Source organism: Thioclava sp. SK-1 (genome assembly GCF_001705665.1).
Taxonomy (GTDB): domain Bacteria; phylum Pseudomonadota; class Alphaproteobacteria; order Rhodobacterales; family Rhodobacteraceae; genus Thioclava.
Genome location: NZ_MDHA01000044.1, coordinates 204,078 through 229,929, shown reverse-complemented (window position 1 = coordinate 229,929; position 25,852 = coordinate 204,078). Strand labels below are relative to the sequence as shown.

The 25,852-nt window shown below is 57.3% G+C and carries 26 protein-coding genes; 10 read left to right on the top strand and 16 right to left on the bottom strand.

Going from position 1 to position 25,852, the window contains the following annotated elements; all coding sequences use genetic code 11:
• Nucleotides 1–76 precede the first annotated feature (76 nt).
• From BFP70_RS10995 to BFP70_RS10985, 3 genes are read left to right on the top strand one after another with little or no spacing between them, the layout of a single operon-like run.
• Nucleotides 77–661, top strand: a complete 585-nt coding sequence (locus BFP70_RS10995; RefSeq protein WP_066011616.1) for an RNA polymerase sigma factor — start codon at nucleotides 77–79, stop codon at nucleotides 659–661.
• Nucleotides 648–1,025, top strand: coding sequence for a hypothetical protein (locus tag BFP70_RS10990; protein ID WP_066011615.1), 378 nt, complete (start codon nucleotides 648–650; stop codon nucleotides 1,023–1,025). Before BFP70_RS10995 ends, BFP70_RS10990 begins: the two co-directional genes overlap by 14 nt.
• Before the next feature lie 7 nt (nucleotides 1,026–1,032).
• Nucleotides 1,033–1,524 carry a periplasmic heavy metal sensor gene (locus tag BFP70_RS10985; RefSeq protein WP_066011614.1) on the top strand — a complete coding sequence of 164 codons (492 nt, stop codon included), beginning with the start codon at nucleotides 1,033–1,035 and terminating at the stop codon, nucleotides 1,522–1,524.
• A 27-nt stretch (nucleotides 1,525–1,551) separates the two neighbouring features.
• Here BFP70_RS10985 and BFP70_RS21525 read toward each other — a convergent pair whose 3' ends face one another.
• Nucleotides 1,552–3,012: a diguanylate cyclase gene (locus BFP70_RS21525; RefSeq protein WP_304441949.1), complete on the bottom strand. Its 1,461-nt coding sequence runs from the start codon at nucleotides 3,010–3,012 to the stop codon at nucleotides 1,552–1,554.
• A gap of 48 nt (nucleotides 3,013–3,060) precedes the next feature.
• Between BFP70_RS21525 and BFP70_RS10975 the strand changes: the two genes are divergently transcribed.
• The 4 genes from BFP70_RS10975 to BFP70_RS10960 all read left to right on the top strand — a co-directional run bounded on the left by BFP70_RS10975 (nucleotide 3,061) and on the right by BFP70_RS10960 (nucleotide 5,770).
• Entirely contained in the window at nucleotides 3,061–3,339 is a 279-nt protein-coding gene (locus tag BFP70_RS10975; RefSeq protein WP_066011612.1) for a DUF3572 domain-containing protein, read from the top strand.
• A 3-nt stretch (nucleotides 3,340–3,342) separates the two neighbouring features.
• Complete coding sequence (locus tag BFP70_RS10970; RefSeq protein WP_066011611.1) at nucleotides 3,343–4,056, top strand: HAD family hydrolase; 714 nt, start codon at nucleotides 3,343–3,345, stop codon at nucleotides 4,054–4,056.
• Between the two features lie 65 nt (nucleotides 4,057–4,121).
• Nucleotides 4,122–4,721, top strand: coding sequence for a heme NO-binding domain-containing protein (locus tag BFP70_RS10965; protein WP_066011610.1), 600 nt, complete (start codon nucleotides 4,122–4,124; stop codon nucleotides 4,719–4,721).
• Complete coding sequence (locus BFP70_RS10960; RefSeq protein ID WP_255356674.1) at nucleotides 4,718–5,770, top strand: GGDEF domain-containing protein; 1,053 nt, start codon at nucleotides 4,718–4,720, stop codon at nucleotides 5,768–5,770. Before BFP70_RS10965 ends, BFP70_RS10960 begins: the two co-directional genes overlap by 4 nt.
• Before the next feature lie 215 nt (nucleotides 5,771–5,985).
• Here the strand turns inward: BFP70_RS10960 and trpE are convergent, their stop codons facing one another.
• The 11 genes from trpE to BFP70_RS10905 all read right to left on the bottom strand — a co-directional run bounded on the left by trpE (nucleotide 5,986) and on the right by BFP70_RS10905 (nucleotide 18,581).
• Complete coding sequence (trpE, locus tag BFP70_RS10955; protein WP_066011609.1) at nucleotides 5,986–7,494, bottom strand: anthranilate synthase component I; 1,509 nt, start codon at nucleotides 7,492–7,494, stop codon at nucleotides 5,986–5,988.
• A gap of 20 nt (nucleotides 7,495–7,514) precedes the next feature.
• Nucleotides 7,515–9,365 carry a SurA N-terminal domain-containing protein gene (locus tag BFP70_RS10950; RefSeq protein ID WP_066011608.1) on the bottom strand — a complete coding sequence of 617 codons (1,851 nt, stop codon included), beginning with the start codon at nucleotides 9,363–9,365 and terminating at the stop codon, nucleotides 7,515–7,517.
• A gap of 91 nt (nucleotides 9,366–9,456) precedes the next feature.
• On the bottom strand, nucleotides 9,457–10,635 hold the full coding sequence (locus BFP70_RS10945) for an aminotransferase (RefSeq protein WP_141693176.1): 1,179 nt from the start codon (nucleotides 10,633–10,635) through the stop codon (nucleotides 9,457–9,459).
• 106 nt (nucleotides 10,636–10,741) lie between these two features.
• Nucleotides 10,742–11,548: an exodeoxyribonuclease III gene (xth, locus tag BFP70_RS10940; protein WP_066011607.1), complete on the bottom strand. Its 807-nt coding sequence runs from the start codon at nucleotides 11,546–11,548 to the stop codon at nucleotides 10,742–10,744.
• 52 nt (nucleotides 11,549–11,600) lie between these two features.
• Nucleotides 11,601–12,680, bottom strand: coding sequence for a sn-glycerol-3-phosphate ABC transporter ATP-binding protein UgpC (gene ugpC, locus BFP70_RS10935; protein ID WP_066011606.1), 1,080 nt, complete (start codon nucleotides 12,678–12,680; stop codon nucleotides 11,601–11,603).
• Nucleotides 12,680–13,522 (bottom strand): sn-glycerol-3-phosphate ABC transporter permease UgpE, encoded by an 843-nt coding sequence (gene ugpE, locus BFP70_RS10930; RefSeq protein ID WP_066011605.1) that lies wholly within the window; start codon nucleotides 13,520–13,522, stop codon nucleotides 12,680–12,682. Before ugpE ends, ugpC begins: the two co-directional genes overlap by 1 nt.
• 3 nt (nucleotides 13,523–13,525) lie before the next feature.
• Nucleotides 13,526–14,407, bottom strand: coding sequence for an ABC transporter permease subunit (locus BFP70_RS10925; RefSeq protein WP_066011750.1), 882 nt, complete (start codon nucleotides 14,405–14,407; stop codon nucleotides 13,526–13,528).
• 191 nt (nucleotides 14,408–14,598) lie between these two features.
• On the bottom strand, nucleotides 14,599–15,891 hold the full coding sequence (locus BFP70_RS10920; RefSeq protein ID WP_066011604.1) for an extracellular solute-binding protein: 1,293 nt from the start codon (nucleotides 15,889–15,891) through the stop codon (nucleotides 14,599–14,601).
• Nucleotides 15,892–16,124: 233 nt separating this feature from the next.
• Nucleotides 16,125–16,937, bottom strand: coding sequence for an inositol monophosphatase (locus BFP70_RS10915; protein ID WP_066011603.1), 813 nt, complete (start codon nucleotides 16,935–16,937; stop codon nucleotides 16,125–16,127).
• A 113-nt stretch (nucleotides 16,938–17,050) separates the two neighbouring features.
• On the bottom strand, nucleotides 17,051–17,989 hold the full coding sequence (locus BFP70_RS10910) for a DMT family transporter (protein ID WP_141693171.1): 939 nt from the start codon (nucleotides 17,987–17,989) through the stop codon (nucleotides 17,051–17,053).
• 1 nt (nucleotide 17,990) lies between these two features.
• On the bottom strand, nucleotides 17,991–18,581 hold the full coding sequence (locus tag BFP70_RS10905; RefSeq protein ID WP_066011601.1) for a TetR/AcrR family transcriptional regulator: 591 nt from the start codon (nucleotides 18,579–18,581) through the stop codon (nucleotides 17,991–17,993).
• Between the two features lie 341 nt (nucleotides 18,582–18,922).
• Between BFP70_RS10905 and BFP70_RS10900 the strand changes: the two genes are divergently transcribed.
• From BFP70_RS10900 to BFP70_RS10890, 3 genes are all read left to right on the top strand, one after another.
• A complete protein-coding gene (locus BFP70_RS10900; RefSeq protein ID WP_066011600.1) occupies nucleotides 18,923–20,149 on the top strand; it encodes an MFS transporter in 1,227 nt (408 codons plus the stop codon).
• Nucleotides 20,150–20,362: 213 nt separating this feature from the next.
• Nucleotides 20,363–20,557, top strand: a complete 195-nt coding sequence (locus tag BFP70_RS10895) for a hypothetical protein (protein WP_066011599.1) — start codon at nucleotides 20,363–20,365, stop codon at nucleotides 20,555–20,557.
• 101 nt (nucleotides 20,558–20,658) lie between these two features.
• Nucleotides 20,659–21,576 (top strand): LysR family transcriptional regulator, encoded by a 918-nt coding sequence (locus BFP70_RS10890; RefSeq protein WP_066011598.1) that lies wholly within the window; start codon nucleotides 20,659–20,661, stop codon nucleotides 21,574–21,576.
• A 17-nt stretch (nucleotides 21,577–21,593) separates the two neighbouring features.
• Here the strand turns inward: BFP70_RS10890 and BFP70_RS10885 are convergent, their stop codons facing one another.
• Genes BFP70_RS10885 through BFP70_RS10870 form a run of 4 tightly spaced genes read right to left on the bottom strand, consistent with a single transcriptional unit; the run spans nucleotide 21,594 to nucleotide 25,828 of the window.
• Nucleotides 21,594–22,472, bottom strand: a complete 879-nt coding sequence (locus BFP70_RS10885; protein ID WP_255356673.1) for a PfkB family carbohydrate kinase — start codon at nucleotides 22,470–22,472, stop codon at nucleotides 21,594–21,596.
• 7 nt (nucleotides 22,473–22,479) lie between these two features.
• Entirely contained in the window at nucleotides 22,480–23,337 is an 858-nt protein-coding gene (locus tag BFP70_RS10880) for a MurR/RpiR family transcriptional regulator (protein WP_066011597.1), read from the bottom strand.
• A 3-nt stretch (nucleotides 23,338–23,340) separates the two neighbouring features.
• Nucleotides 23,341–24,297 (bottom strand): ABC transporter permease, encoded by a 957-nt coding sequence (locus tag BFP70_RS10875; protein WP_066011596.1) that lies wholly within the window; start codon nucleotides 24,295–24,297, stop codon nucleotides 23,341–23,343.
• A gap of 34 nt (nucleotides 24,298–24,331) precedes the next feature.
• Nucleotides 24,332–25,828 carry a sugar ABC transporter ATP-binding protein gene (locus BFP70_RS10870; RefSeq protein WP_066011595.1) on the bottom strand — a complete coding sequence of 499 codons (1,497 nt, stop codon included), beginning with the start codon at nucleotides 25,826–25,828 and terminating at the stop codon, nucleotides 24,332–24,334.
• Nucleotides 25,829–25,852: the final 24 nt, after the last annotated feature.

Sequence of the window (25,852 nt, the reverse complement as noted above, 5' to 3'; positions counted from 1 at the left end):
AAAAGAGGTCCGGCCCGGTGCAGATCGCATCGGGCCGGATGGTATCATGAGCAAAAGCGGGCTATCCCCGGTGAGGATGAACATGGCGCTTGATTCCAATCGGGCCGTCTCTGATGAGGCGTTGCTGATCCTGTATGGCAATGGGGATCGCTCTGCCGCGCGTGATTTGACGCTGCGGATGGGGCCATTGGCGTTTCGCGTCGCGATGCGGATGTTGCGCGATACGGCAGAGGCCGAAGATGTCGCACAAGATGCTTTGTTGCGGTTATGGAAGATCGCGCCTGAATGGCGCAAGGGGGAAGCGAAAGTGACCACCTGGCTGTATCGCGTGACGGCCAACCTTGCGACAGACCGGCTGCGCAAACGGCGTGTTCTGGGCTTGGATGAAGCGCCCGAGATTGAGGATGACAGTGCGTCCCCCTATGATCGGATGATCGACGATGCACGCGCGCAGGCCCTGCAATCCGCCCTTGATCAGCTGCCCGAACGCCAGCGTGAGGCGGTAATTTTGCGACATATCGAAGGGCTTTCAAATCCGCAGATTGCTGTTGCGATGGAAACTGGCGTGGAGGCCGTAGAAAGTCTGACCGCGCGTGGAAAGCGGGCATTGACAGCGTTGTTAAAGGGGCAGAGGGAGGCCTTGGGCTATGACCATGATTAAGCCGCATCAAGATGAAGATGACATCTTTTTGGAGCCATATTTTGGGGCGGGGCGGCGACAGCAGCCCGAGCCGGATACTGCGTTTTTGGGGCGTATCTTGGCCGATGCCGAAGCCAATCTTATGTCCGGGTGTCGCACCGTTGCGCAACGTCCTGCGGCGAAAATCGATCTGCGCCAGTTGTTTGCGTCGATTTTTGGCGGTTGGCTGCCTGTTGGCGGTATGGTCAGCGCGGGATTGGCGGGCGTGTGGATCGGTTTTTTAGGGGATGTGACGATGCAGTCCTATCTGGGGGCTGCGCCTGCGACCGCAAGCACTGTGCATTTGATGCCAGATAGTTTGAGTTTGGGTTTTGCGGAGGAGTAAGGCAGTAATGGCTTCAGGGTCTCAACCCGGTGATGTAGTGGCGGTGCCGCGCGGGGTGCGTTGGGCGCTTATTGCGTCAGTGACGGTGAATATTTTGGTTTTGGGTGTGATCGTCGGCGGCATCCTGGGGCATGGCGCCGGCGGCAAAGCCCGTCCGATGCCGGAGATGAGCTTCGGTCCGTTTGATCGCGGGCTGCGACCCGAGGACAAGGCCGCGATCCGAAAGGCTGCGATGGAGAAAGGCGTAGATCTGCGTGGGATCGACGATGAAAGCCGGCAGAATTTTGATACGATTTTAACGGCGATTGCGGCGGAGCCGTTTGATATGGTGACGTTACAAGACGCGCTGCGTCAGCACCGCGCCGAGATCAGCCGCCGGATTGAGCTGGGCGAAAATCTGATGGTGGATCATTTGAAAACCCTTAGCCCACAGCAGCGGCAGAATTTCGTCAATCAAGTGCGCAATATGGAGCACAAAGCGCCACCGCCGCGCCCGTAAAAGGTGTCACCGGGCGGCGTACCGTGTTCAGGCGGCATTCGGGGCGCGTAAAATGCGGACCTGATTGCGACCATGCGCTTTGGAATACATCAGGGCACGATCCGCCATTTCGATCAGCGTATCGACCGAACGATCCGGGTCGCTTGTACCGCCAAGCGCCATCCCGATCGAAACAGTGGCGCGTAGGGAATTATGGTTGTCGGGCAAGGCGATGGGCTGTTGTTCGATCACCCGACACAGCCGCCCGGCAATCTGGCCGGCTTGCTCCAAAGATGTATTGGGCAGCGCGACAAGAAATTCTTCCCCGCCGAAACGTGCGATAATATCGCTGGCGCGCAATTCCTGTGACAACCTTTTTGCAACCTCAACCAAGACACTGTCACCTGCTGCGTGGCCAAATGTATCATTGATGGATTTAAACCGGTCCATATCCAAAATCAGGATAGCGAAATCCCGATTGGCCTGGCGGCTTTCACTGGCGATACGGTTCAGATGTGGCAAAGCGTAGCGGCGGTTGAACAATCCGGTCAGCGGATCAATCGTTGCCAAGCGGAGTCCCTCGGCCAAAGTTGCGCGCTGTTGATCCAGACGTCGTTTGCGTGCCAAATTGCGTTTCAGCCGCAGACCGGCCTCCTGTGCCAGTTCCGGGGCGGAAAATGTGTCGGGAAGCAAGTCATCGGCGCCCAGATCCAAGGCCACCGCGATTGTATCGCGCCGTCCGGGTGGCACAGCAATGCAGATCGCGGCATGGCGCGAGCGCGAGCGCGACCGCAATTCCGACATCAGCCGCAGCCCTTCACCCGGCATTGACAGATCCGGCGCGATGACAAAGGCATCATATCCGCATCCGCTTTCATTGGCCTGGGTTGCTACATTGAGCGCGTCATGCTGCCCCAGAAGATCAATGCGGTCATGCGGCATCTGGCGGCGCAATGCCGCGCGCCAGTTTACCCCAATTTCAGGGTTTGGAGCGATAAGGCCAATACGGGCGGGTTGAGCAAAATTTGCCGGACCTTCGGCAAAGCCCAGCTCCATCAAAGTTGCGTCGCGCAGGCGCAATTCTTCATCTTGTTCATAAGCACGCAACAGGCTGCGCATCCGGGCCAGCAGGATCTGATCATCGACCGGCTTGGGCAAAACATCATCGGCCCCGGCATGCAGCGCGTCCAGCCGTGCCTGTCTATCCGTGTTGGCGGTGACAATAACTACCGGGATGCGAGAATATTTTGGATTCTGTTTTAACTTTTTGCAAATGTCTATGCCGTTCATATCCCCCAGATCCAAATCCAACAGGATCAGATCTGGCGTGTCACGTGCGATAGCATCCAGCGCCTCTTGCCCCGAAGCTGCCATAACTGGCTGGTAACGTGCATTTGCCAGTTTGACCTTCAGCACGATGCGATTCGTCGCCACATCGTCCACGATCAATATCTTGCCGACCATGCCCACTGAAACTCCTTCAAAGAAGACGGTTGTTTTCAGCATCATGGCGCGTATTAGGTTAACAAAAGCTTTCCGACTTCGGAGATGACATAGATGAAGCAAGAACCCGCTCAAACCATCGCTATTTCCGCTTTGGGGTGGCTCGCCAGTCAAGATACAGTATGCGAAGCTTTCTTACACACAACAGGTGCCGATGCTGGGCAATTGCGCTCTGCCGCGTGTGATCCGGGTTTCCTGGCTGCTGTGCTGGACTTCATTTTGCAACAAGATGAATGGGTTTTGGACTGTGCCGACAGTATTTCCCAACCGCCAGAGCAGCTGGTGACAGCGCGTGCTGTCTTGGGCGGTGGCGATCAGATGCACTGGACATAATGCATGAAAATCAAGGCTGTATTGTTTGATAAAGACGGAACGCTGTTTGATTTTCACGCCACATGGGGTGTCTGGGCAGCCTCTGTTTTAACGCAGCTTAGCGCAGGTGATCCGCGTCGGTTGGATGCGCTGGCGCGGGCGATTGCCTATGATCTTACTCAACAGCGGTTTTTGCCTCACTCTTGCGTGATTGCGGGTACGTTAACCGATGTCATAAAAACCCTGCTACCGCATCTGCCGCACTGGGATGGCCACGCATTGGCCGACTTTTTAAACACGCGCGCGGCCGATGCGCCGCAAGCACCTGCCGTTGATCTGGTACGAGTGTTAAGCGATTTGCGCGGTGATGCCCTGTCACTTGGTGTGATGACCAATGATTCAGAGGCCACGGCGCGCCTGCAACTGGACCGCGAAGCAGTAAGCCATTTGTTTGATTTTATTGCCGGCGCGGACAGTGGCTATGGTTCCAAACCCGATCCTGCGCCACTTTTGGCCTTTGCCAGCGCACAGGCCATTGCGCCACAACAGGTTGTGATGGTGGGCGACAGTTTGCATGATCTGCATGCTGCCAAAGCGGCCGGGATGCTGGCCGTTGGCGTGCTGACCGGCCCAGCATCGCGCGAGGATCTGGCAGAGACCGCCGATGTCGTATTGCCAAATATCGGCGCGCTGCAAGACTGGCTGCGCGGAGTGTCATACCGCAACAATCCAATTTAATATTTTGAACTTATCTTAATGCTGAGTCGCTACGTTTCGTTACATCTATATCTGCGAGGCGGCTTATGCATGGACTTATCAATCGCGCATTACAAAGCTTTCTGACCCTGAATTACGGGCCAGCAGCGTGGAGTGATATCGCACGCGATACAGGCCTGTCGCCCGACGGGTTTGAAGCAATGCTGCATTATCCTGACAGTGTCACGGAAACACTGCTCGCCGCGGCCAGCCGGCGTTTGGACAAATCACAAGATACCTTATTGGAAGATCTGGGGGCACATCTTGCCTCTTTGGAACCTGTGCGGCGGCTGTTGCGCTTTGGCGGTGGCGATTACTGGGAATTTCTTATGTCGCTGGAGGAATTGCAGGGCCGTGGCCAAATGGCATTGCCCGATCTTCGCCTGCCAGAACTTGCTCTAAACATTGAAGAAAACGGATTAATTCGGCTGCGTGTGCGCGGTGATTACCTTGGATGGGGCCTTGTAATGACGGGGCTGGTGCGTGCGATGGCCGATGATTACGGCTCGCTCGCATTGATCGAACCATTGGATCCGCAAGCTGCGGACACACCTGCTGGGGCCGAAGATATTTTAGTGACGTTGTTAGATACCGCCTTTGCCGAAGGGCGTACCTTTGATCTTGCCGGTCCTATGGAGGATGCATGACCGTTGTTTTAACCAATGAAATGTTACAGGGATCCGGCCATGCACGCATGTCGACGGTCGCGTTAGGTCAGTTGATGCCGATGTGCTTGTGGCTTGGGCCCGATCACACAATCCTGTCTATGGGCCCCACATTAGAGAAAATTATTGGCGGGCCCGATGCAATTGGAAAATCATTTCATGATGTTTTCCTGATCGGTCGGGGCGGCGCGCGGACCTGTGCGAAATTGGAACCCACCCGCCGGATACATCTGTCACTGCGCAAAAAACCGGCGATCTCATTGCGTGGGGCTTTGGTGCAAAGCGATGGCGGCGGGTTTATTTTGAACCTTACATTCGGCATCCATTTGACTGAAGCTATTCGTGAATTCTCGATGACAGAGGCCGATTTCGCCTCTTCGGATTTGGCGATGGAGTTGCTGTATCTGCAAGAAGCCAAGACCGTTGTTTTGAATGAGCTGCGCGGATTGAACCGGCGTCTTGAAGACGCACGGCGATCGGCCGAGGATCAGGCGCGCACCGATGCGCTGACGGGCCTGTCCAATCGGCGCGCCTTTGATGCGGCGCTTTCGTCAGCCTTGGTGGATCGCAGGCTCAGCGGGCGTCCCTTCGCGCTTGCGCATTTGGATTTGGATCATTTCAAGGCGGTGAATGATACATTGGGACATGCCGCCGGCGATCAGGTTTTGACCCAGGTCGCGCGTATCTTGCGTGAGGAAACGCGCGACCGGGATGTGGTCGCGCGGGTGGGCGGAGATGAATTCGTGTTGCTTCTGCGCGATATTTTGGACCCCGCGCCGTTGCAAGCATTAGGGGTGCGGATTATCAGCCGCCTTGAAGAACCGGTGCCGTTTGAAAATACAGTCTGCCGAATTTCTGGATCTATCGGTGTGGTGATTTCGTCTAACTACGATGATCCCACGCCCGAACAGATGATGGCAGATGCGGATGCCGTTCTGTATCAATCCAAACGAGAGGGGCGGGCGCGCTGCACAATTGCGCCGCCGCCACTGGGCCAACAAGTCGTCACTGAAATCAGAACTGCCGGCTAATGCGCCGGTAGGCGTCCCCTGACGGCAACAATCAGGTCCGACACAGTCTTCAGTCAGCAGGCTGATATGCACTAGGCGTGATCCTGACTGCCGATACCACCCGGACAGGCAGCGCGGCCCGCTGCTGTAAAACGTGACTGCAAGCCCAGTGGGTGCCTGTGCCCCCCGCACGCTTTGACACAGTTGCTGCGCGCGGGGAATTTAAGCCGTTTTGATCAACTATTGCCGTGACGCGTGAACAGGCCGGCATCTTCGGCCGCCTTGCGCAATGCTTTGGATTTATTGACCGTTTCCTGAAATTCTGACTCCGGGTCACTGTCATAGACCACGCCACCACCGGCCTGAATATACAGCGTTTTGTCTTTTACTACCGCGGTGCGCAGCGCGATACACATGTCCATTTCGCCATTGGCCGCGAAATACCCTACGCCGCCGCCATAGATGCCGCGCTTTTCAGGTTCCAGCTCGTCAATGATTTCCATAGCACGGACCTTGGGCGCGCCTGACACCGTGCCTGCAGGCAGCCCGGCCAGCAATGCCGACAGCGCGTCATGCTCGTCAGACAATTCCCCCACAACATTGGACACGATATGCATGACATGGCTGTAGCGTTCGATAATGAATTTCTCAGTCGGGCGCACCGTGCCAATTTTCGCCACCCGGCCCACATCATTGCGCCCCAAATCCAACAGCATCAAATGCTCTGCCAGTTCTTTCTTATCGGCCAACAGATCTTCTTCCAGGGCGTGATCTTCTTCTGGCGTTGCGCCGCGTGGACGCGTGCCGGCGATGGGGCGGATTGTCACCTCACCGTCGCGGACCCGCACCAGGATCTCTGGGCTTGCACCCACGATCTGGAACGCACCAAAATTCAGGAAGAACATAAAGGGTGACGGGTTGGTGCGCCGCAAAGAACGATACAGCGCGAAGGGCGGCAACGGAAAATCCGCCGCCCAGCGTTGCGCCGGAACCACCTGAAAAATATCGCCAGCGCGGATATATTCCTTCGCCTTTTCGACTGCTGCGATATAGCCCTCATGGGTGAAATTCGATCGCATTTCACCCACTTTCATGGCTTCGCCCATCTCGCGTGATTGGCTTGGCGCGCGGTCCAGATCGCGCAGCGCATCCATCACCCGTTCAGCGGCCTGCGCATAGGCGGCCTTGGCGGACATCCCACTATTTACCCAAGCGGGGGCGCATAGGATCACTTCGCCTTTAACAGAATCCAACACGGCAACGACCGACGGGCGCATCAACACCGCGTCGGGCACACCCAGCGGATCCGGGTTCACATTGGGCAAATGTTCGACCAAGCGGATGGTGTCATAGCCCAGATAGCCAAACAAGCCGCAGGCCGCTGCTGGCAGGTCATCAGGCATCTCCATCCGGCTTTCCGCGATCAGGGCACGCAGACTGTCCAGCGGCGCCTCCTCGCAGGGGGTAAAGCTGTCTTCAAACCGGGCCGAGCGATTGATCTGCGCCTTTTCACCGTGACATTGCCATATCACATCCGGCTTCATCCCGATCATGGAATAGCGGCCGCGGGTTTCCCCCCCGGTCACAGATTCCAGCATAAAGCTGTTTTTAGACGCATCGGCCAGTTTCAACATGACCGAGACAGGCGTGTCCAGATCCGCGGCCAACCGGGCATAGACCAGTTGGTTTTCGCCACGATCCCATGCGGCCTTGAACGCGTCAACTGACGGTGACAGAGCAACCATAATAGCCTCCCGGTGGGTCGTTATTGCATTTGCGCTTCAACAGCGCGGATCGCCGCCTGATCAATCGTCAGACCGGCTTCGGCCTGTGCGGCACGGGCGTAAAGGTCTAACATGTCATTGGCCAGGGTTTGCGACAATTGGGTGGCGATTTGCCCGCGCAGCTGCGCAAGGCTGTCATCGGCAGGGTCCGCTGCGATTACCGCTGTGGGCTGCACGACGAAAACCCGGCCTTCGGCGGTCAGGTCCTTGGCTTGACCTTCAGGCGTGGCAAAGGCTGCGACCACCAGATCACCGGGCATACCGTCCAGATAGCCACCGCGGGGCAGGTCACTGACGTCAGTGGTCAACACACCGGTGGAAGACAATGTCGCGCCGTCATTGACGGCTGCGGCCACCTGCTGCGCACGGGCAGCCAGCGCTGTGGTCAGCGTCTCTTGGCGCCAATCGGCCGCAACGGCATCGCGCGCCTGCGCGAAGGGGATTACCGCTGCTTCGGTGATGCCGTCCAGGCGCAGCGCAAAAACGCCACCGTCTTCCAGCTCTTGCAGCTCGGGGAAATCATTGGCGGTGACAGCCATGGCGGCACTGCGGAAGGCCTCGTAGCCCGCGATATCCGTGTCGGAATCCCCACTGTAGGACAGCGACCCCAGCTCCATCTGGCTTTCATCAGCAACCTCTTCCAAGGTGGCGCCGCCCGCGATCAGATCATTCAGGCTGTCGGTTTGGTTTTGAATGACCCGACGCGCCCGGTCCAGGCCAATTTCCTGCCGCAGCTCTGGCTCGACCTCGTCAAACGGAGTTTGCTGCGCCTCCAGCACGCCATTCATCCGGAACAGGGCAGGGCCGAAATCGGTCTCAATCGGGCCAACGACACCGTTTTCCGTCAACGCGAAAATCGCATCCCCTGCGGTGCCCAATTCTGCCTTCGTCACATCGCCCAGATCCAGATCGGACAGATCCAAGCCGCGCTCTTGCGCGAGGGTTGCGAAATCGGCCTCTCCGGCGTCCAGACGCGCTTTGGCGGCGGTTGCCTCCTCCAAGGACGGGTAGACCAGACGTTCTACCAGTCGGCGCTCTGGCTGGTCATATTGATCGGCACGCGCGGCATAGGCCTGCTGCAATTCGTCATCGGTGACATCGACGGTATCGACCAACATCGAAGGATCCAGCCAGACATAAGAAATCTGACGGGTTTCGGGCGACATGAAACGATCTGAATGCGTCTTATGCCAGTCTTGCAACTGTGCGTCGGTAGGCTGGGCCAAAGGCTCCAACAGATCCGCTTCTTCGATTTCCGCATAAGCTACATTGCGGGTTTCCGAGATATAGGCCGCATAGGCGTCCACTTCGGCTTGTGGCGCATCGACGCCGGTCACAACAGCTGATTGCAAGATAGAGCGCGCAATATCGCCACGCATCTGCGCCTCAAATTGCGATTCCTGATAGCCTTGGTTGCTTAGCGCCATACGGTAGGCCTCGCGGTCGAAGCTGCCGTCCAGACCCTGAAACGCCGGCGCCTGAGTGATCTGCCGGTTCAAGGTCATATCCCCAACCGACACGCCGATCTGACGGGCCTGCTCTGAAATTGCTGCCTGACCGAACAGCTGGCCTTGCACACGGGTCGTCAGACCCAGCGCTTGCGCTTGTTGCATCGAAATCGGCTGGCCAAATTGCGCGGCCATCGCCTGTTGCTCTTGTTGCAATGTGCGGGCGTAATCGTTCATCGAAATCTCGGTGTCGCCCACCGTGCCGATATCTTGATTGCCACCGGCGAAATTCGTGACCGAAAATCCACCAAGCCCAAGGATCAATAGGCCCAACAGGACCCAAACGACCATGTTCTTGCCGTGGCTGCGCAGCTTGTTAGCCATAAGACGTCCTCCCGCCGAATGCGGCGTGTTCTTGCAATTGTCGCAAGCTGTTTAGGGGTTTGAAACCTTGCGGGCAAGGCATGACACGCGCTCAGGGTGTGACGGTGCGCAGGCGGTCCATCAACAATGCGATGCCGGTTGTATCCACATTGGCAAATGCGATGCGCAACTGGCGTTGGCCGCGGGCATCGTCATCGGGCATGAACATGGTGCCGGGCAAAAGCAAAACGCCTGCATCGCGGACCAGACGCTGCGCAAATATTGGTGAGGGATCATCGGCGCAATGTTCGACATAGGCGAAATATGCCCCTAATCCCAACAATTTCCATCCCTCTAGCCCGGCAAATCCGGCCTGCATCGCCGCGCGACGCATCAGGATTTCATCGCGTTCTTGGGCCACCCATTGCGACAGGTTGCGCATGCCCCATAGCGCGCCGATCTGGCCCAGCTGACCGGGGCAGATCGCAACCGTGTCCAAAAATTTCTCTACCTGCGCCAAACGCGCGACCGAGGCCACGGCCGCGCCCACCCGGTGGCCTGTCAAACGATAGGCTTTGGAAAAAGAATACAGCTGAATCAAGGTCTGATCCCAGTCCGGATCGGCAAACAGATCATGCGGCGCGCCGGTGCGGCTGTCAAAATCGCGATATGTCTCATCCACAATCAGCGCGATGCCACGCGCCTTGGCCAATTCGTAAAATGCCCGCATCAGATCGGCCGGATATTCTACACCACCCGGATTGTTCGGGCTGACCAAGACAATTGCGCGGGTTCTATCGGTGATCAGGGCGGCTGCGGCCTGTGGGTCGGGCAAAAGATCAGGTCCTGTCGCCAGACCAACCGCACGGATGGATGCCATATCCAGCCACATTTTATGATTGAAATACCATGGGGTTGGTAAAATCACCTCATCTCCGGGTGCGGTCAATGTCGACAGAACGGCGCAAAAGGCCTGATTGCAGCCTTGTGTGATTGCCACCTGATCTTCATGTACCGTACCGTGATAGGCTGTGCTCCATTGCTGGGCGACCTCGGTGCGCAAGGCGGGCAGGCCCAGCACCGGCCCATATAAATGGGCGGCCGGATCGTCCAGACAGGCCTGCGCAATTGCTTGGCGCAGGCCGACGGGGGGCGGATCCACGGGGGCAGCTTGGGATACGTTGATCAACGGGCGATCAGGCGCAAATGTCACCCCGTCCAGCCATCGCCGCGCCTCCATCACGGGGGGGGCGAATGTCACCGCCATAGCGGGCGATAGCGGTGCAGGCAAAACTGGGTCGGTGGTCATCATGTCCTCGCGTCTTTTCGCCAAATCAGCATGAAGCCGCGTCCGGGCGCAAGATGTCATGCGCTGCAAATGTATTAAAACGCGCCGATCATGCCTCTAGGTCAATCCAGACAGGCACATGGTCCGAAGGCTTTTCACGCCCGCGGATATCTTTATCAATCTCCACATTGCGCAGCAAATCCGCCGCTTGGGGGCTAAGCAGCAGGTGATCAATGCGGATCCCGTTGTTACGCTGCCACGCCCCGGCCTGATAATCCCAAAAAGAGTAATGCCCCGGCCCTGTCACTTTGGCGCGAAAGGCTTCGGTGAAGCCCAGATTCAAAACACGTCGGAACGCGGCCCGGCTTTCAGGCAGGGCCAAAGCATCGCGGCGCCAGCTTTCTGGCTTGGCGGCATCTTCATCTTGCGGGATGATATTGTAATCGCCCGCCATCACAACCGGCTCTTCGCTTTGCAGCAACTGTGTGGCGCGGGCATGCAGCCGGTCCATCCAGTCCAGCTTATAGCCGTATTTTCCCTCGCGGATAGGCGCGCCAGAGGGGTCAAATTCCACCGGGTTGCCATTGGGCAGATACAGCCCGCACAGCCGCACAGCCCGCTCGCCGACAACCGTGGCCTCAATCCAGCGGGCCTGTTCGTCACTCTCATTTCCGGGCAGGCCGCGGGTTACATCCTCCAGCGGCAGCTTCGATAAGATGGCCACGCCGTTAAAGCTTTTCTGACCATGGGTTTCCACCGCATAGCCCAGATCTTCGAACAGTTCGCGCGGGAACCCCTCATCAATCGATTTGATCTCTTGCAGCAAGGCGACATCGGGATCGGCCTCTTTCAGCCAATCCACCAATGCCGCATGGCGTGCCTTAATTCCGTTGATGTTGAATGTCGCAATTTTCATGGCGCCGCCCTTTTTATGCTGTGGCACCTGTGATACGCAGCCCGCCCCAAAGTCACAAGTGTGCGTGGGACGGGATCTGCTGTTCCACAACAATGTCTCTACGCCGCCCCGAGACGGTGTCGAACAGGTGCAGCCGTTGTGGATCGATGGCGATGTGAACACGCTGGCTGATCGATTTTGCGCCCGTTTCCACGACTGCAAGGCGCTGACCGTCAACCAACCCATAGACCACGCGCTGTGCGCCCAGTTCTTCGATGAATTCAACATCCATTGGCAGGCCTTGCGGTGCAATGCGCAGATCCTCCGCCCGCAAGCCCAGCGTCAGCGGCCCGTCGCCAGCGTGCACCCGTGCCACCTGGTGCCCGGCCAGCACCAGTCGCCCGCTTTCAACATGGGCATCCAGCAGGCTCATGGCTGGTGCCCCGATGAACGAGGCCACAAAGGTTGACGCCGGTGTGCGATATACTTCCAGCGGGGCGCCGATCTGTTCTATCTGCCCGCCGTTCAACACAACCAACCGATCCGCCAGCGTCATCGCCTCCAGCTGGTCATGAGTGACATAGAGGGCGGTCGTGCCAAGGCGTTTTTGCAATTTGCGAATTTCCATCCGCATCGTCACGCGCAGCTTGGCATCAAGGTTCGACAGTGGTTCATCGAATAAGAACGCCGCTGGTTGGCGCACGATGGCCCGGCCCATTGCCACCCGTTGGCGCTGTCCACCTGACAGCGCGCGTGGTTTGCGATCCAGATAGGGGCCAAGCTCCAGCAAGGTCGCGGCCTCTTGCACGCGCTGTGCGAGCTCTTGCCGGGACGCCCCGCGATTTTTCAGCCCATAGGCCATATTATCGCGCACCGTCATATGCGGATACAGCGCATAGTTTTGAAACACCATCGCGATATCACGCTCGGCCGGATCCAGATCATTCACCAATCTGTCCCCGATATGGACCTGACCGCCCGAGATGGCTTCCAGACCCGCCACCATGCGCAACAAGGTGGATTTGCCGCAGCCCGATGGGCCGACAAGCACGATAAACTCCCCGTCCTGTATCGCGATATCCACGCCCGATACGGCGGAATGTGCACTGCCCGAATAGGTTTTTGAGACATCTTTCAACGTGATATGTGCCATTATTTATCGCTTTCCGTCAGGCCCTTGATGAACATGCGCTGAAAGACCACCACCACTGCTACGGGGGGGATCATGGCCAGCACAGCAAGGGCGAAGGCTTCGTTATAGTCGGGGATTTGACTGCCGATCCACACCTGCAGGATCGATTTGATGCCGCGCATCAACGTGTAGAAGCTTTCATCCGTGGTCATCAGCAGCGGCCACAGATATTGGTTCCAACCATAGATGAACATAATGATGAAGATCGCCGACATCATGGTTTTCGATAAGGGGATCAAAATGTCGATGAAGAATTTCACCGGTCCGGCCCCGTCGATCCGTGCTGCCTCTAGCAGCTCATCAGGGACTGAGCGAAAAAACTGTCGGAAAAAGAATGTCCCAGTGGCAGAGGCCAGCAAAGGGATGATCAACCCCGAATAAGTGTTAAGCAAATGCAGCTGTGCCATTACCTGATAAGAGGGCATGATGCGCACCTCCAGTGGCAGCAACAGCGTGGTGAAAATCATCCAAAACAGCGCCGTCGCAAAGCGAAAACGGAAATAGACCAGCGCATAGGCCGCCATCATGGACAGCACAATTTTTCCGATTGCAAAGCCCAGGCCAAGGATTAGCGAATTGCGCAGCATCAGCAGGCCGGTCACATCCCCGGTGAACCCGCCGCGATGGGTCAGCACCTTGCCATAGGTGGCCATGGCGTCACCCCCGGGCAGCAGCGATAATCCATTGGTGTGAATGTCGATGGCCGCATGGGTTGATGACATCAGCGCCATCACAACAGGCAGGCACAGGAAGATCACGCCAAGGATCAGGACCAGATGGTCAAATGGTTTCATCTTTTGCATAGCTCACCCGTAATGAACGCGACGTTCAAGAAAGCGGAACTGAACCACCGTCAGCACCGCCACGACGATCATCAAAATCACGGATTGTGCTGAAGATCCGCCGATGTCATTGCCTTTGAACCCGTCCAGATAGACCTTGTAGACAAGGGTCATCGGGTTATTGGCAGGCTTATCTTTTACAATCACATCAATGATCGGGAATGTGTCAAACATCGTATAGGTGATGTTGATGATCAGCAGGAAAAACGCTGTCGGCGCCAGCAAGGGCAAAGTCACATCGCAAAACCTGCGCCACCCGGACCGCGCATCGATCAACGCGGCTTCACGCACCGACGCGGGGATGGATTGCATACCTGACAGAAAAAAAATGAAATTATAGGGGATTTGCTTCCACACCGCGATCGTGACCAAGGCCACGACCGTATCCCAGTAATTCACCCCGACTTTCAGCTCATATCCAAACCAGGCCGCGATTTCGGTGAATGGACCGATATGCATGTCAAAAAACATCATGCCAATAAGCCCGGCCACGGGCGGGGCGATGGCATAGACCGCGATCAGCAGCGTTTTATAGCTATGCGCCCCGCGAATGACCTTATCGGCCTTCACCGCCAGTAATAGCCCAAACCCCAGGGCCAGCGTGGTCACGACCACACAGAAAAACGCGGTAAAGGCTGCCGTGCTGGCATATTGCGTGCTATCGAGCGCAGTTTTGTAATTCTCTAGCCCGACAAAGGTCGCGCCAAAGCCAAACGGATCCTCGATATAAAACGAGGATGTAACGGCCTGTATCGCAGGCCAATAGAAGAAGACCACCACGACCGCGATCTGCGGCAAAACAAATAGCCATGGCGCAAGCGGTGCGTTGAACTGGGCGCGTTTCATCGGATGGGCGGGTTCGGCGCGCCACCACAGGCGCAGTCGGTCGCGCATGGTTTTTGGCGCCCCATTCGTCGTCAAGGCATCTGTCACCGAAGTGTATCCTGCTGATCAGGCCCCGGTGCACGACCGGGTGCGGTGGAATGAAGACGTCCCGGACAGGGCGTCCGGGACGTCGTCGATAGGGCAAAGCGGTGTTAGCTTGCGGATTTTGCGAAACGCGCCAACAGGGCGTTGCCCTCGGTCTCGATCGTGTCAAACGCGTCTTCGACTGTGGTCTCATTGGAGAAGATGCGGTTGAATTCGCGCTCCATCACCGAGCGGATCTGCGGGTAAAAGCCCATGCGGTAGCCTTTCGACCACTCACCACCAGGCAACATCAGCTGCTGGATACCCACTTCGGCGACGGGCTGTTCGTCGTAATAGCCTTCGGACTTCGCCAGCTCATAGGCCGCTTCGGTAATTGGCACATAGCCGGTGTTCTTGTGCCAATATACCTGAGTTTCGGGCGCCGTCAGAAAGGTGAAAAACTGCGCCGTGCAAGCGTTTTCGGCATCAGGTTTTCCCGCCATTGCGAACAGCGCCGCGCCACCGATGAAACTTTGGGTGCCTGCGCCTTCAATCGCATCCCAATAAGGCATGAAATCCGCGCCAAACTCAAAATTGGCCGATTTTTGCAAACCGCCAAAGCTGCCAGAGGACCCGATCCACATCGCGGCTTTGCCTTCTTCGAACGGTTTCAAATTGTCCGCCCAGCCAGCACCGTAAAAGCCATACAACCCAGCGTCAGCCCAGTCTTTCAGCTTGTGGAACATCATTTCTGTGTTCTCATCGGACACGATCATTTCCGTGCCTTCAGCGGAGTCATAGCCATTGTTATTGGTGGCAAATTGCTGGTTGTTGCGGGATTTGAAATTCTCCACCATCATCCATGTCAGCTGCGACGCGGTCATGGGCAGATAGCCGGCCTCTTTCAGCTTGGGCGCTACCTGTTCAAATTCCTCCCATGTTTTGGGTGGCTCAACGCCTGCGGCCTCAAAGGCTTGGGTGTTGTAATACATGATCGGCGCAGAAGAATTGAACGGCATGCCGATGAATTTGCCCGCGCTGTCGGCGTAGAAATTCCGCACGCCCGCGATGAAATCTTCGCGGTTGAACGCTTCGCCTGCACCGGTAATCAGGTCCTCGGCGGGGATTGTTGCGCCTTGGGCCGCGATGATCGTGGCGGAGCCTGCGTCAAACACCTGCAAAATATTGGGCTGTTCACCCGCGCGGAAGGCCGCGATACCCGAAGACAGTGCCTCTTCATAAGTGCCCTTAGAGATCGGGGTCAGATTGCAGCTATCTTGCGCGTCGTTGAACTGTTGCGAGATTTCATTGATGACCTCGCCGTTGCGGCCGCTCATGCCGTGCCACCAGCTGATATCGGTGGCCATTGCGCTGGAGGCTGTCAGGCTCAGTGCCAATGCCGTCGTCGTTTTTGTGAACATGTCCCAGGTCCCTAAAGGATTTTGATTGCGCCGAGGGCTACGGGGGGAATGTTACAGTTCCTTGAGGCAGGGATGACGGTTTTGTAACCCTGTTAAATTTTGCGGGCACAGGCGCGGCCAAAGCCATGTGCGCCCATATTTTGCGCACAATTCCTACGCCCGCAATCAGGCCCCGGAAAATGGAACGGGGGCGGTGGGTGCCGTCAAATGCGACATGGAAGGGGACGTTCGGGTCAGGGCAGGATCGGTGCTGCCTGTTCGTGATGGCTGCGCGCGGTGATCGGCGCAACCGGTGTGGCCGGTGTCCAGCGCTGCCCGCGACCATTCAAAACCTGCCCGCCGCATTCTTCGACAATCAATGCGCCTGCGGCATGATCCCAAGGCTTGGTCATCGGTGAGACCATGAACTGCGCATGACCCAAAGCCATTTGGCGATATTCATGACACGAACAGCCCAGCGTATTCAGCCGCGCATAGGGCGGAAATGTTGCCGCCACCGCGGCACGTTTGTCGGGCGCAAAAAGCGCAAGCGACAGATAGCCGCAGGCGCGTTCGGCCGGGCGCGCAGGCCAAGGCCCCAACTGGCGTGGCGCGGCCCCCTCGCGGCAATACCATGCACCACCGCCCTTATGGGCCATGACCCAATCGTCCAGAACCGGATCATACAGCAGGCCGAAAATGGTCTCTCCATGTTCCACCACAGCCAAAATAACCCCAAATGTGGCCAGCCCCTGTGCGAAATTCGATGTGCCATCCACCGGGTCGATGATCACCGCACGCGCAGCCCCTGCCAGCCCGGCCAGAAGCGAGGGATCATTTTCCACCGCTTCCTCGCCGATGATCAATGCGTCGGGAAACAGTGCACGACAGGCGCGGGCGATCTGCGCCTCGGCTGCCAAATCGGCCTGGGTGACCAGATCTTCGGGGCTGGATTTCGTCGAAATATCCTCGGGCGTCAGGGTGCGAAATCGGGGCATGATCTGATCGCGCGCCGCAGTACGTGTGATGTCAATCAAAGCAGCATGAAGGTTAGGTGTCAGGGGCATCAGGCAATCATCCGAATTGGGGGCAACAGGGGAAAGAGGATGGGAAAGGTGTCGAAATAGCACATCATCAGCGGGGTAAACGGTGCCTTTGACCCAGCAGCCAAGGCCGGCGATTATGTCTGCTCCGGTTGTGGTTGTGGCGTTGCGCGGGGCCGTCTCTGGCGGGGGGGTGGCATCGTGATGATCACAAGACACCCTACAACCAATCCCACGCCGATCCAGCCGATATTTGGCAAGCGTTCGCCGATAATCAGGACGGCCAAAACAGCCGCAACGACGGGTTCAAGCAAAGTGATGACTGTCGCCATACTGGCGGGCACACGGGCCAGTCCAAAACCAAAGGCCAGGTAGCCCAAAAACATCGGCACCGCCGCCATGTAAATGCCCACGAAAGCGTTCGTCCATGAGGCAAGAAACGGTCCCCCGGTCATGAACAAAACCGGCATAAGCAATATACCTCCAAGTCCAAACGTCGCCCCCATTGCGATAGAAGACCTGGTGCCTTGCAGCATCATTTTACGCGCGCTCCAAGAATACAGCGCATAGGTCAGCCCACCAATCAACCCAAGGCATGTCCCCAAAAGCATATTGCCGCCGTCGACCATATCCCCATGGGATGGGTTTTCCGCTATGCAAATCATCCCCATGCCGATCAAACCAACAAATGCCCCGATGGACCACCGCACCGTCAGATGCCTTCGGTCCAGAAAATATTCGATTAGCGCGGAGAGAAGCGGTGCAGAGCCAATAGTAATGACGGTTCCAACGGTCACCCCTGCCAGCCGCATAGCGCCGTAAAACGCCAAGGGATAAATCGCCACGGATACAGCGCCGATTACCAAAAAACGACGCTGGTGCCAAAGCACCGTCCGAGATTGCGCAATGCCTCGGGCGGCGACCAATGCCTGTGCGATGCCCCCTACGCCCATTGCTGCGGCACCAATTGCGGCCGCGCTGACATCTGGCGCAAATGTTGCTGCTGTTCCTGTCGTGCCCCAGACGATGGCGGAAAACAGGATGGCTACGACGCCCCAAATGTGTCCCTGAAGCATTTTAAAGGCCTTCCAACATGTCATACACCATCGCGCGTGCGGTGATCACCCGTGCGCTGCTGCCCTCTAACCCCGCCCGCACCATCGCGCCTTCCAGCAAAAAGGCGATCATCGCGGCCAAATTCACCACGCGGTCGGGCTGATTGGGCAACAGGTCGGATAGATGGTGCGCAAGAATGCTTTCGACCTGTTCCTTATGCCGCCTGACAGCGGCCCGCCCGATATCGGCGGTTTCAAGCTCCGCTGCGGCATTGAGCAAACCGCAGCCGCGAAACCCCCGTTCATAGGCAAATTCGGCATGATCTTGATAGGCGTCAAATACCGCAAGAATGCGCTGATTTGGCGTTTGCGCCGCCGCAGCGCGGGTTTCATACAGGCCCAGCCATTCGCCATGACGTGCCTTAAGATACTGGTTCACCAGATCTGCCTTGGAGGAGAAATTGTTATAAAGGCTCTTTTTGGCCACGCCTGCGCGTTCTACAATGGCATCTATGCCCGTTCCATTGATGCCGTGATTATAAAACAGCGCCATCGCCGCGCCCAAAAGGCGATCATGTGCCGATGGTTTTGGTGTCTTGTTTGGCGCTGTCATGTTGAATCTTTCAAAAATAGGTAGGTCAGTCTAGCTACAACTGGAAGGCCACAGTGGTCAAGCCAGCACTGACGGCGGCATTTGTGATGGGAAATCCACACCGCCGGCCGATGCATTTGATACAATTTCGGAAATTTCTGGCCTTTAGGGCGCTGTCGTTCTTGTCTGCATCTTGATAGATTGCACCCTTTGTTAGCCATGGATATCGTGGCGCTGCGCGCTGGGCTTGTCCTTCAGCGCAGGGATGTTTCCAGGGATACGCTGCGGGCCGGCCGGGGGCGCGGGCGGATTTTGTCAGATACGCCGCAGCGGTTTGCCCCTGATTTTGTATCGGAGTGAAGATGCTACGACATTGGCTGGCTCAACGCCGGGACGTACCGCCCCGGGCGGCGTTGCCTACGACGGTTTGGATGCTTGGTTGTGTTAGCCTGTTGATGGATGTTTCCTCAGAAATGGTGGCGGCGCTATTGCCGATCTATCTGACCAGCGGCCTTGGCGTTTCGGTTATGGCGCTGGGCCTGCTAGAGGGGCTGTCGGTGGCCATCGCCACGGTCACGAAGTTCCTGTCGGGGCTTTGGGTGGACCGCTCGCGCCGGGCCAAGCCATTGGCCGTGCTGGGCTATGGACTGGGGGCGGTATCGCGGCTGATCTTTCCGGTGGCATCCAGTATGGACCACATTGTTTTGGCCAAGTCGATGGACCGCGTTGGCAAAGGCATCCGAGGGACGCCGCGCGATGCAATCATTGCTGCCGTCAGCCCGCCGCAGCTGCGCGGGGCAAGTTTTGGCTTGCGCAAATCTCTTGATACGGTTGGCGGGTTTTTGGGCCCTATCATCGCTGTCTTGGCGATGGTGGTCTTGGCGCAAGATATTCGTGCGGTCTACTGGCTGGCGACAGTTCCGGCGGCTTTGGCGATTGTCGTTTTGGTCCTGTGCGTGACGGAACCTGACGGCCCGTCCTCCCTCGCCGGCTCAAGGTTTCGCCTCTCAGATAGTTTGCGCTTGAACAGGCAGGTCTGGTCAGTAATCGGATTGGCGGCATTGATCATGTTGGCCCGCTTTAGCGAGGCATTCGTTCTATTGAAATCTCTGGAGGCCGGGTTCACCCCCACATGGGTGCCGCTGTCACTGGTGATCATGCATTTGGCCTATGGGGCGACCGCCTATCCGGTGGGCAAATTGTCGGACACTATAGGCACCACCGGATTGTTGCTGTGCAGCCTTGGCTTTTTGCTGGGCGCGCATCTGTTGTTGGCTATCGCTGCATCTGTTTGGGTGTATATTTTGGCAACAGTGATGTGGGGGCTGCATATGGGGTTTTCGCAAGGGTTGCTGGGGGCGATGATTGCCGCGGCAACTCCGCAAACCCTGCGTGGCAGTGCCTTTGGCACGTTCAATCTGGTGACAGGGGCGGTGGTGTTGCTGGGGAACACGGCGGCAGGATGGTTATGGACCTATAGCAGCCCTGCCATGCCCTTTTTTGCCGGAGCAGGGATCAGTCTTGTGGCAGGGGTGCTGATCTGCCTGCGCAGTGGCATAGCACGGGGCCGTAGGCAATCGTGCCGCTGATGGGCTGATGCAACGACATTCCATCCATAACTAACACTCACCTCATGCCTTATTTATATTCGTTATCCTTGATGACTTAGCGCTGCTATACCGGATGAACACGAACCGTCACCGCCTGCGTTATCGCAGGTCAGCGCGTTGCAAGGGCGGCGGTTTTCCACATGCATTCGCTGCGCCACAGGCGTGGCCGGACCAAAGAAAGTGAGTAGCGATATGACTTTAACGTTCAAAAACCAGACCCTTATAGTACTGACGGCTTTGATCATTGGCGCATGTTCTGCTGGCGATGTGATTGATAATACCGTCGACGGCACCGGCGCAGTGCTTAAAGCAGGCGCGAAAGGTGTTGTTGGGGCGGGCCGTCTTGCCGGGCAGGCCGTGATGGGCAGTGAAGAAGAGGATGAATAATCCGACCGTTCCCGGGCGACGGGCTTTTGGCCCAGCCCGGCGCCCATGTGCCACGCAGATTTTGAATTGTCGATCACATGAGGATCGCTTATGGATAGGGGATGGATATCACCCTGATCCGCACATTTTTGGAAGTGGCCGCGACCGGCTCGTTTGTCTCGGCCTCGGCGCGTTTGTTTGTAACGCAATCGGCGGTCAGTTTGCGTATCCAACGGCTGGAAGACTCCCTTGGCCATGCGTTGTTCACCCGTTCTAAGGCCGGGGCAGAGCTGACGCCCACAGGCAAAGAATTTGAACGCTATGCCCTTAGTCTTGTGAAACTGTGGGAGGAGGCGCGCCATCACGTCGCCATGCCTCAGGGCTTCACACGCGCGCTGATTATCGGGGCGCAATATTCGCTGTGGCCGGGCCTGGGATTTCGCTGGATTGATGGGCTGCGCGTTGAAATGCCGGACCTGAGCATCCGCGCCGAAATCGGCATGCCAGAACGGTTGACCCGGTTTTTGATCGAAGGGGTGATCGAAGCCGCTTTGATGTATACGCCGCAGCTGCGACCGGGGTTGCGGGTCGATAAGCTGATGGATGATGAGCTGATCTTGGTCGCCGCTTGGCCTAATCCCACACTGGATCTGGCGGATCGCTATGTGTTCAGCGATTGGGGCGCGGAATTCACACAGGCCCATGCGTTGCATCTGCCCGGGCTGACCCAGTCCGGCCTAAGCTTGACCTTAGGGGCCATGGCGGCGGATTTTATCAGCCGCCGGGGATTGGCTACCTACGTGCCCGCGCGTTCTGCCAAACCCCATCTGGATGCCGGAAGTTTGTATCTTGTGCCCGATGCGCCTGCCTTCCATTATCCGGCATGGGTGGTATGGCGAGAAGATCTTGATCCACAATTGCAACAGGACGCCCAGCGAATATTGCACCGCGTTGTCGGAAAAATAGAAAACGATCAAAACACAATCATCCATGATCTTGCACAGATCAGCGAAGATGGCGATGTCGACACGCTGAATTAGCGGTGTCGGTGGCTGGTTTAGGCAACCGGCTCTGGGGGGGCGGTTTTTTGCGCTACATGCGCTGCCGCCGCATGGGAGGCACGCTCACAGGCCTGTGCCAAGGATGCGCCGCGCACCAGGGCCTTTGCCAAAGCTCCGGTGAAGCAATCACCCGCGCCATGGGCACTGACGGCTGCGACAGGCACGGCGGGCAGGGCGGCAGGTGCACTGTCTTGAGTGGCCCATGCCACGCCCTTGGATCCTGCGGTAACAATCACGGCGTTAAACCCTGCGATCAGCGTGGCTGCTGCGGCCTTTGCACTGGCCAGATCTGTCACTGGGGCGGCGCCAAACATCTCGGCCTCGATCGCGTTGACGACCAAAATATCGACCAACTGCGCAAAATCGTCGGAAAGGGGTCGGGCCGGTGCCGCGTTCAGCAATACTGGAATATTGCGCTGACGTGCCCCACGGGCGGCAGCAAGATTGACCGCCGGTGCCACCTCATTTTGCAAAACCAGAATACCAATATCTTGCCAAATCTGCGGGGTGTCGAATTGCGCGGGATCAATCGCCAGATTGGCCCCTGATACGATGGTTGCGGCATAGTCTCCATCGGCGTTCATGATTGCAACGCTCATGCCTGATGGTTGGGCAAGCGTGGTGACCCCGCGATGATCTACGCCGGCCTGATCCAGCCGTTCACGCAAAAACGCGCCAAATTCGTCATTGCCCACCGCCCCGACCATTCGTGACGGCATCGCCGCAACCGCCTGATTGCCACCTTTTCCGCCGAATTTTGGAAACCAGCGATGGCCTACAGCGGTTTCATCCAAACGCGGCAACTGATCCGTTTCCACCATAATGTCATAGTGTAACGAGCCAATGATCAAGGAAAGGGGGGTAGGTTGGGTCACGATATCCTCATTTTCGTCTTTTTTTGGTAACGGCATTCATCGTGCGCGCCAAATTGGCATCCGCGGCGGCGCGGTCACGCTGCGCGGTGGCGACGAATAGCGCATCCAAAAGATTAAGCTGCGCGATCCGGGCCGTAGCATTTTCCCCCAACAGTGCAGAGTTTTCGGCAGTAGAGCACAGCACAACATCAGCCTGGCGGGCCAATGCGCTGTCATGGTAGTTGGTAACGGCAATGATCCGTGCACCATTTTTGCGGGCCAATTCAACGGTATCAAGCAAGATCGCGCTTTCGCCAGAATGTGAAAACGCGATAACGGCGTCATTCGGCGTCAGCAAGGAGGCCGACATCATCATCATATGCGCATCGTCAAATACCGAACTGCGCAACCCAATACGCAGGAATTTATGGCTGACATCGCGGGCGATTTGCGCCGATCCGCCAAAGCCGTAAAAATCACGCTGTTTGGCGGCATGTAAGAAATCTGCGGCGCGGTTGAATGCCTCCAGATCCAAAATCGCAAAGGTTTCCTCCAGGGCCTGCATCGCGGTGCGAAAAACCTTTTGCACGATTTCGCCCGAGGTGTCCTCGGCCGAAATTTCCGCATGCATCCCAGCCGTATCGGAATGATAATAGGCGATCAGACCGTGGCGAAATTCACGAAACCCGGCAAAGCCCAGCTTTTTGGCAACCTTGACCACCATCGCTTCGGACACGGCTGATTTTTCGGCCACCTCGCGCAGGGGGGTGTCTGGCGCAATATCTTTGCGGGCCAAAATATCTGCCGCGACTTTTCCTTCAAGTGGGGTCAGGCTTGGCAGCCGCATTCGGATTTGCGCCGCGACAGTTTTCGGATCGTCCGTCATTGATTATTTTCCACTTGTTGCGCGATCAATCAGCATCGCAACAATGATGATAATCCCGGTCGCAAGCAATTGGTAGAACGCCTGAACATTCAACAGCGTCAAACCATTACGCAAAGCACCAAGAATAACACATCCGATCAGTGTCCCAACGATAGAGCCACGCCCCCCCATCAGGGACGCCCCACCAATGGCCGAAGCCGCGATGGCGTCCAGCTCCCACAAGTTGCCCATTGTGGGTTCTGCTGCGCCCAACCGTCCAATTAAGATCAGTGAGGCAATCGCGGCCAAACCGCCCGAAATCATATAGGCCGACAGTTTGGTCAAAGTTACAGGCACACCCGCCACACGGGCAGCTTCGGGATTGCCACCCACGGCCATTAGATATTCCCCCAGCGGCGTTTTCGTCAGCACAATCCAGGCGATCAGCGCCAAAAGCGCGACAACAATCACCGGGCCGGGCAGCCCCAACACGGTGCCATTGGACAGGGCACGAAATTCAGTGGGCAGGCCAAATATTGGTGTGCCACCAGTATAGATCAGCGCCAAGGCACGATACAGCGACAACCCGCCCAGCGTCACAATGAACGGCTGCAACCCGCCCCATGTGATCAGCGCACCATTGACAAAGCCGCAGGCCACGCCGGTGGCAATCGCGCCCAGAACCGCCAGCGGCACAGGGACTCCGGCAACCATCATCGCCGCTCCCAATGTGGCCGACAATGCGGCAACCGGGCCGACCGACAGATCAATCCCGCCAGAGATGATAACCAGCGTCATCCCGATCGCAATACAGGCACTGATCGAGCTTTGCTGCAAGATGTTGATGATGTTTTGCACGGTGAAAAAGCTGGGTGTCAGCGCTGAGAACACAATTGCAATCAGGATCAACCCAACCAAAGTGCCAGCATCACGAAACCGCACGCGTGAGAATAACGGTATATTTGTCAGTGCCTTCGTCATGGCAATCCTCGTAATCTATAGATGGGCAACAAGCTCACGCGGCTGGGATCGCGTGGCGGGCTATGGCGGCTTCGGTAATGTCACCGGCGTTCAAGGAGGCTGCGACCCTACCTTCGCGCATCACCAGCACGCGGTCAGAGACACGGATCACCTCTGGCATCTCAGAAGAGACGACCAAGACACCGCAGCCTTGCGCGGCAAGTGTTTCTATCAGGTCGTAGATTTCGGCCTTGGCGCCGACATCAATCCCCCGGGTGGGTTCGTCAAACAGGAAAATACGGGTGCCGGCGGCCAGCCAGCGGCCGATGATGGCTTTTTGCTGATTTCCGCCAGAAAAGCTGCCGATGGCGCGTGTTACGTCAAAGGGACGCAGGTTGACCTCGCGCATCAGCTGTTGCGACCGGGCGTGCAAGGCGCGTTTGCGGATCAGACCCACACGGGAAAACTGCGACATCGCTGGCAGGCCGATATTGGCGGTGATCGGGCGGTGACGGATGATCCCATCGCGTTTGCGTTCTTCAGGCACCAGCCCCAATCCCGCGCGGATACGCGCACGTGGGTTGGCGCCACTGATGGTGACACCGTCCACCGTGACGGTTCCGCTATCGGCGCGGTCCACCCCGGCAATCAGGCGCAGTAATTCAGTGCGTCCCGACCCGACAAGCCCGGCAATACCCAGAACTTCGCCTTGGTGCAATGTCAGATCGGCATTACGCACGGCGGTGCCACGTGATAGCGCGTTGACCTGCATCATCACTGTGTCTGTGGCAAAGCTGCGATGATGGGCATGGGCCAATTCGCGCCCGACCATATGTTCGATCACCGTCGAAAGCGGGGTCTGCGGCAAGGCCACATGGGTGACAAACCGCCCATCGCGTAAAATCGTCGCCGCTTGGCACAGCCGATACACCTCATCCATTTTATGAGAGACATATATGATCGAAACACCCTGTGCGGTTAGGACTTGGATCACCTTTACCAGGCGTTCAAATTCCTTTGGTGTCAGGCTGGAGGTGGGCTCATCCATAGCGATCACCCGCGCGTTGGACCGTAAAGCCTTTGCAATTTCAACAATTTGGCGCTGAGCGACGCGAAGATCTCTGATCGGGGCGGTAACGTCGATGCTGGGGTCCAACGTGGCCAGAAGGCGGCGGGATTCGGCCTCCTGGGTCTGGCGGTCGACAAATATCGCCCCACGGCGCAAGGAGGCGCCAAGGAAGATATTTTGCGCCACCGTCAGTTCGGGCACCTGTTGCAGCTCTTGGTGGATCATCGCGATACCTGCTTTGGCGGCATCTTTCGGGCGCGCGATCGTGACCGCCGTGCCATCAACCGTTATTTGCCCCCCATCTGGTGGGACGACACCGCATAGCACATTCAAAAGAGTAGATTTTCCTGCACCATTTTCCCCTAGCAGGCCGTGAACCTCTCCCGGTGCGACAGTCAAAGACACACCATGCAGCACCTGAATCGGGCCATAGGATTTGGTTACATCTGTCAGGTGAAGGCGCGCAGCGGAAACAGAGGTCATAGGACATCCTTGCAAATACGTGAC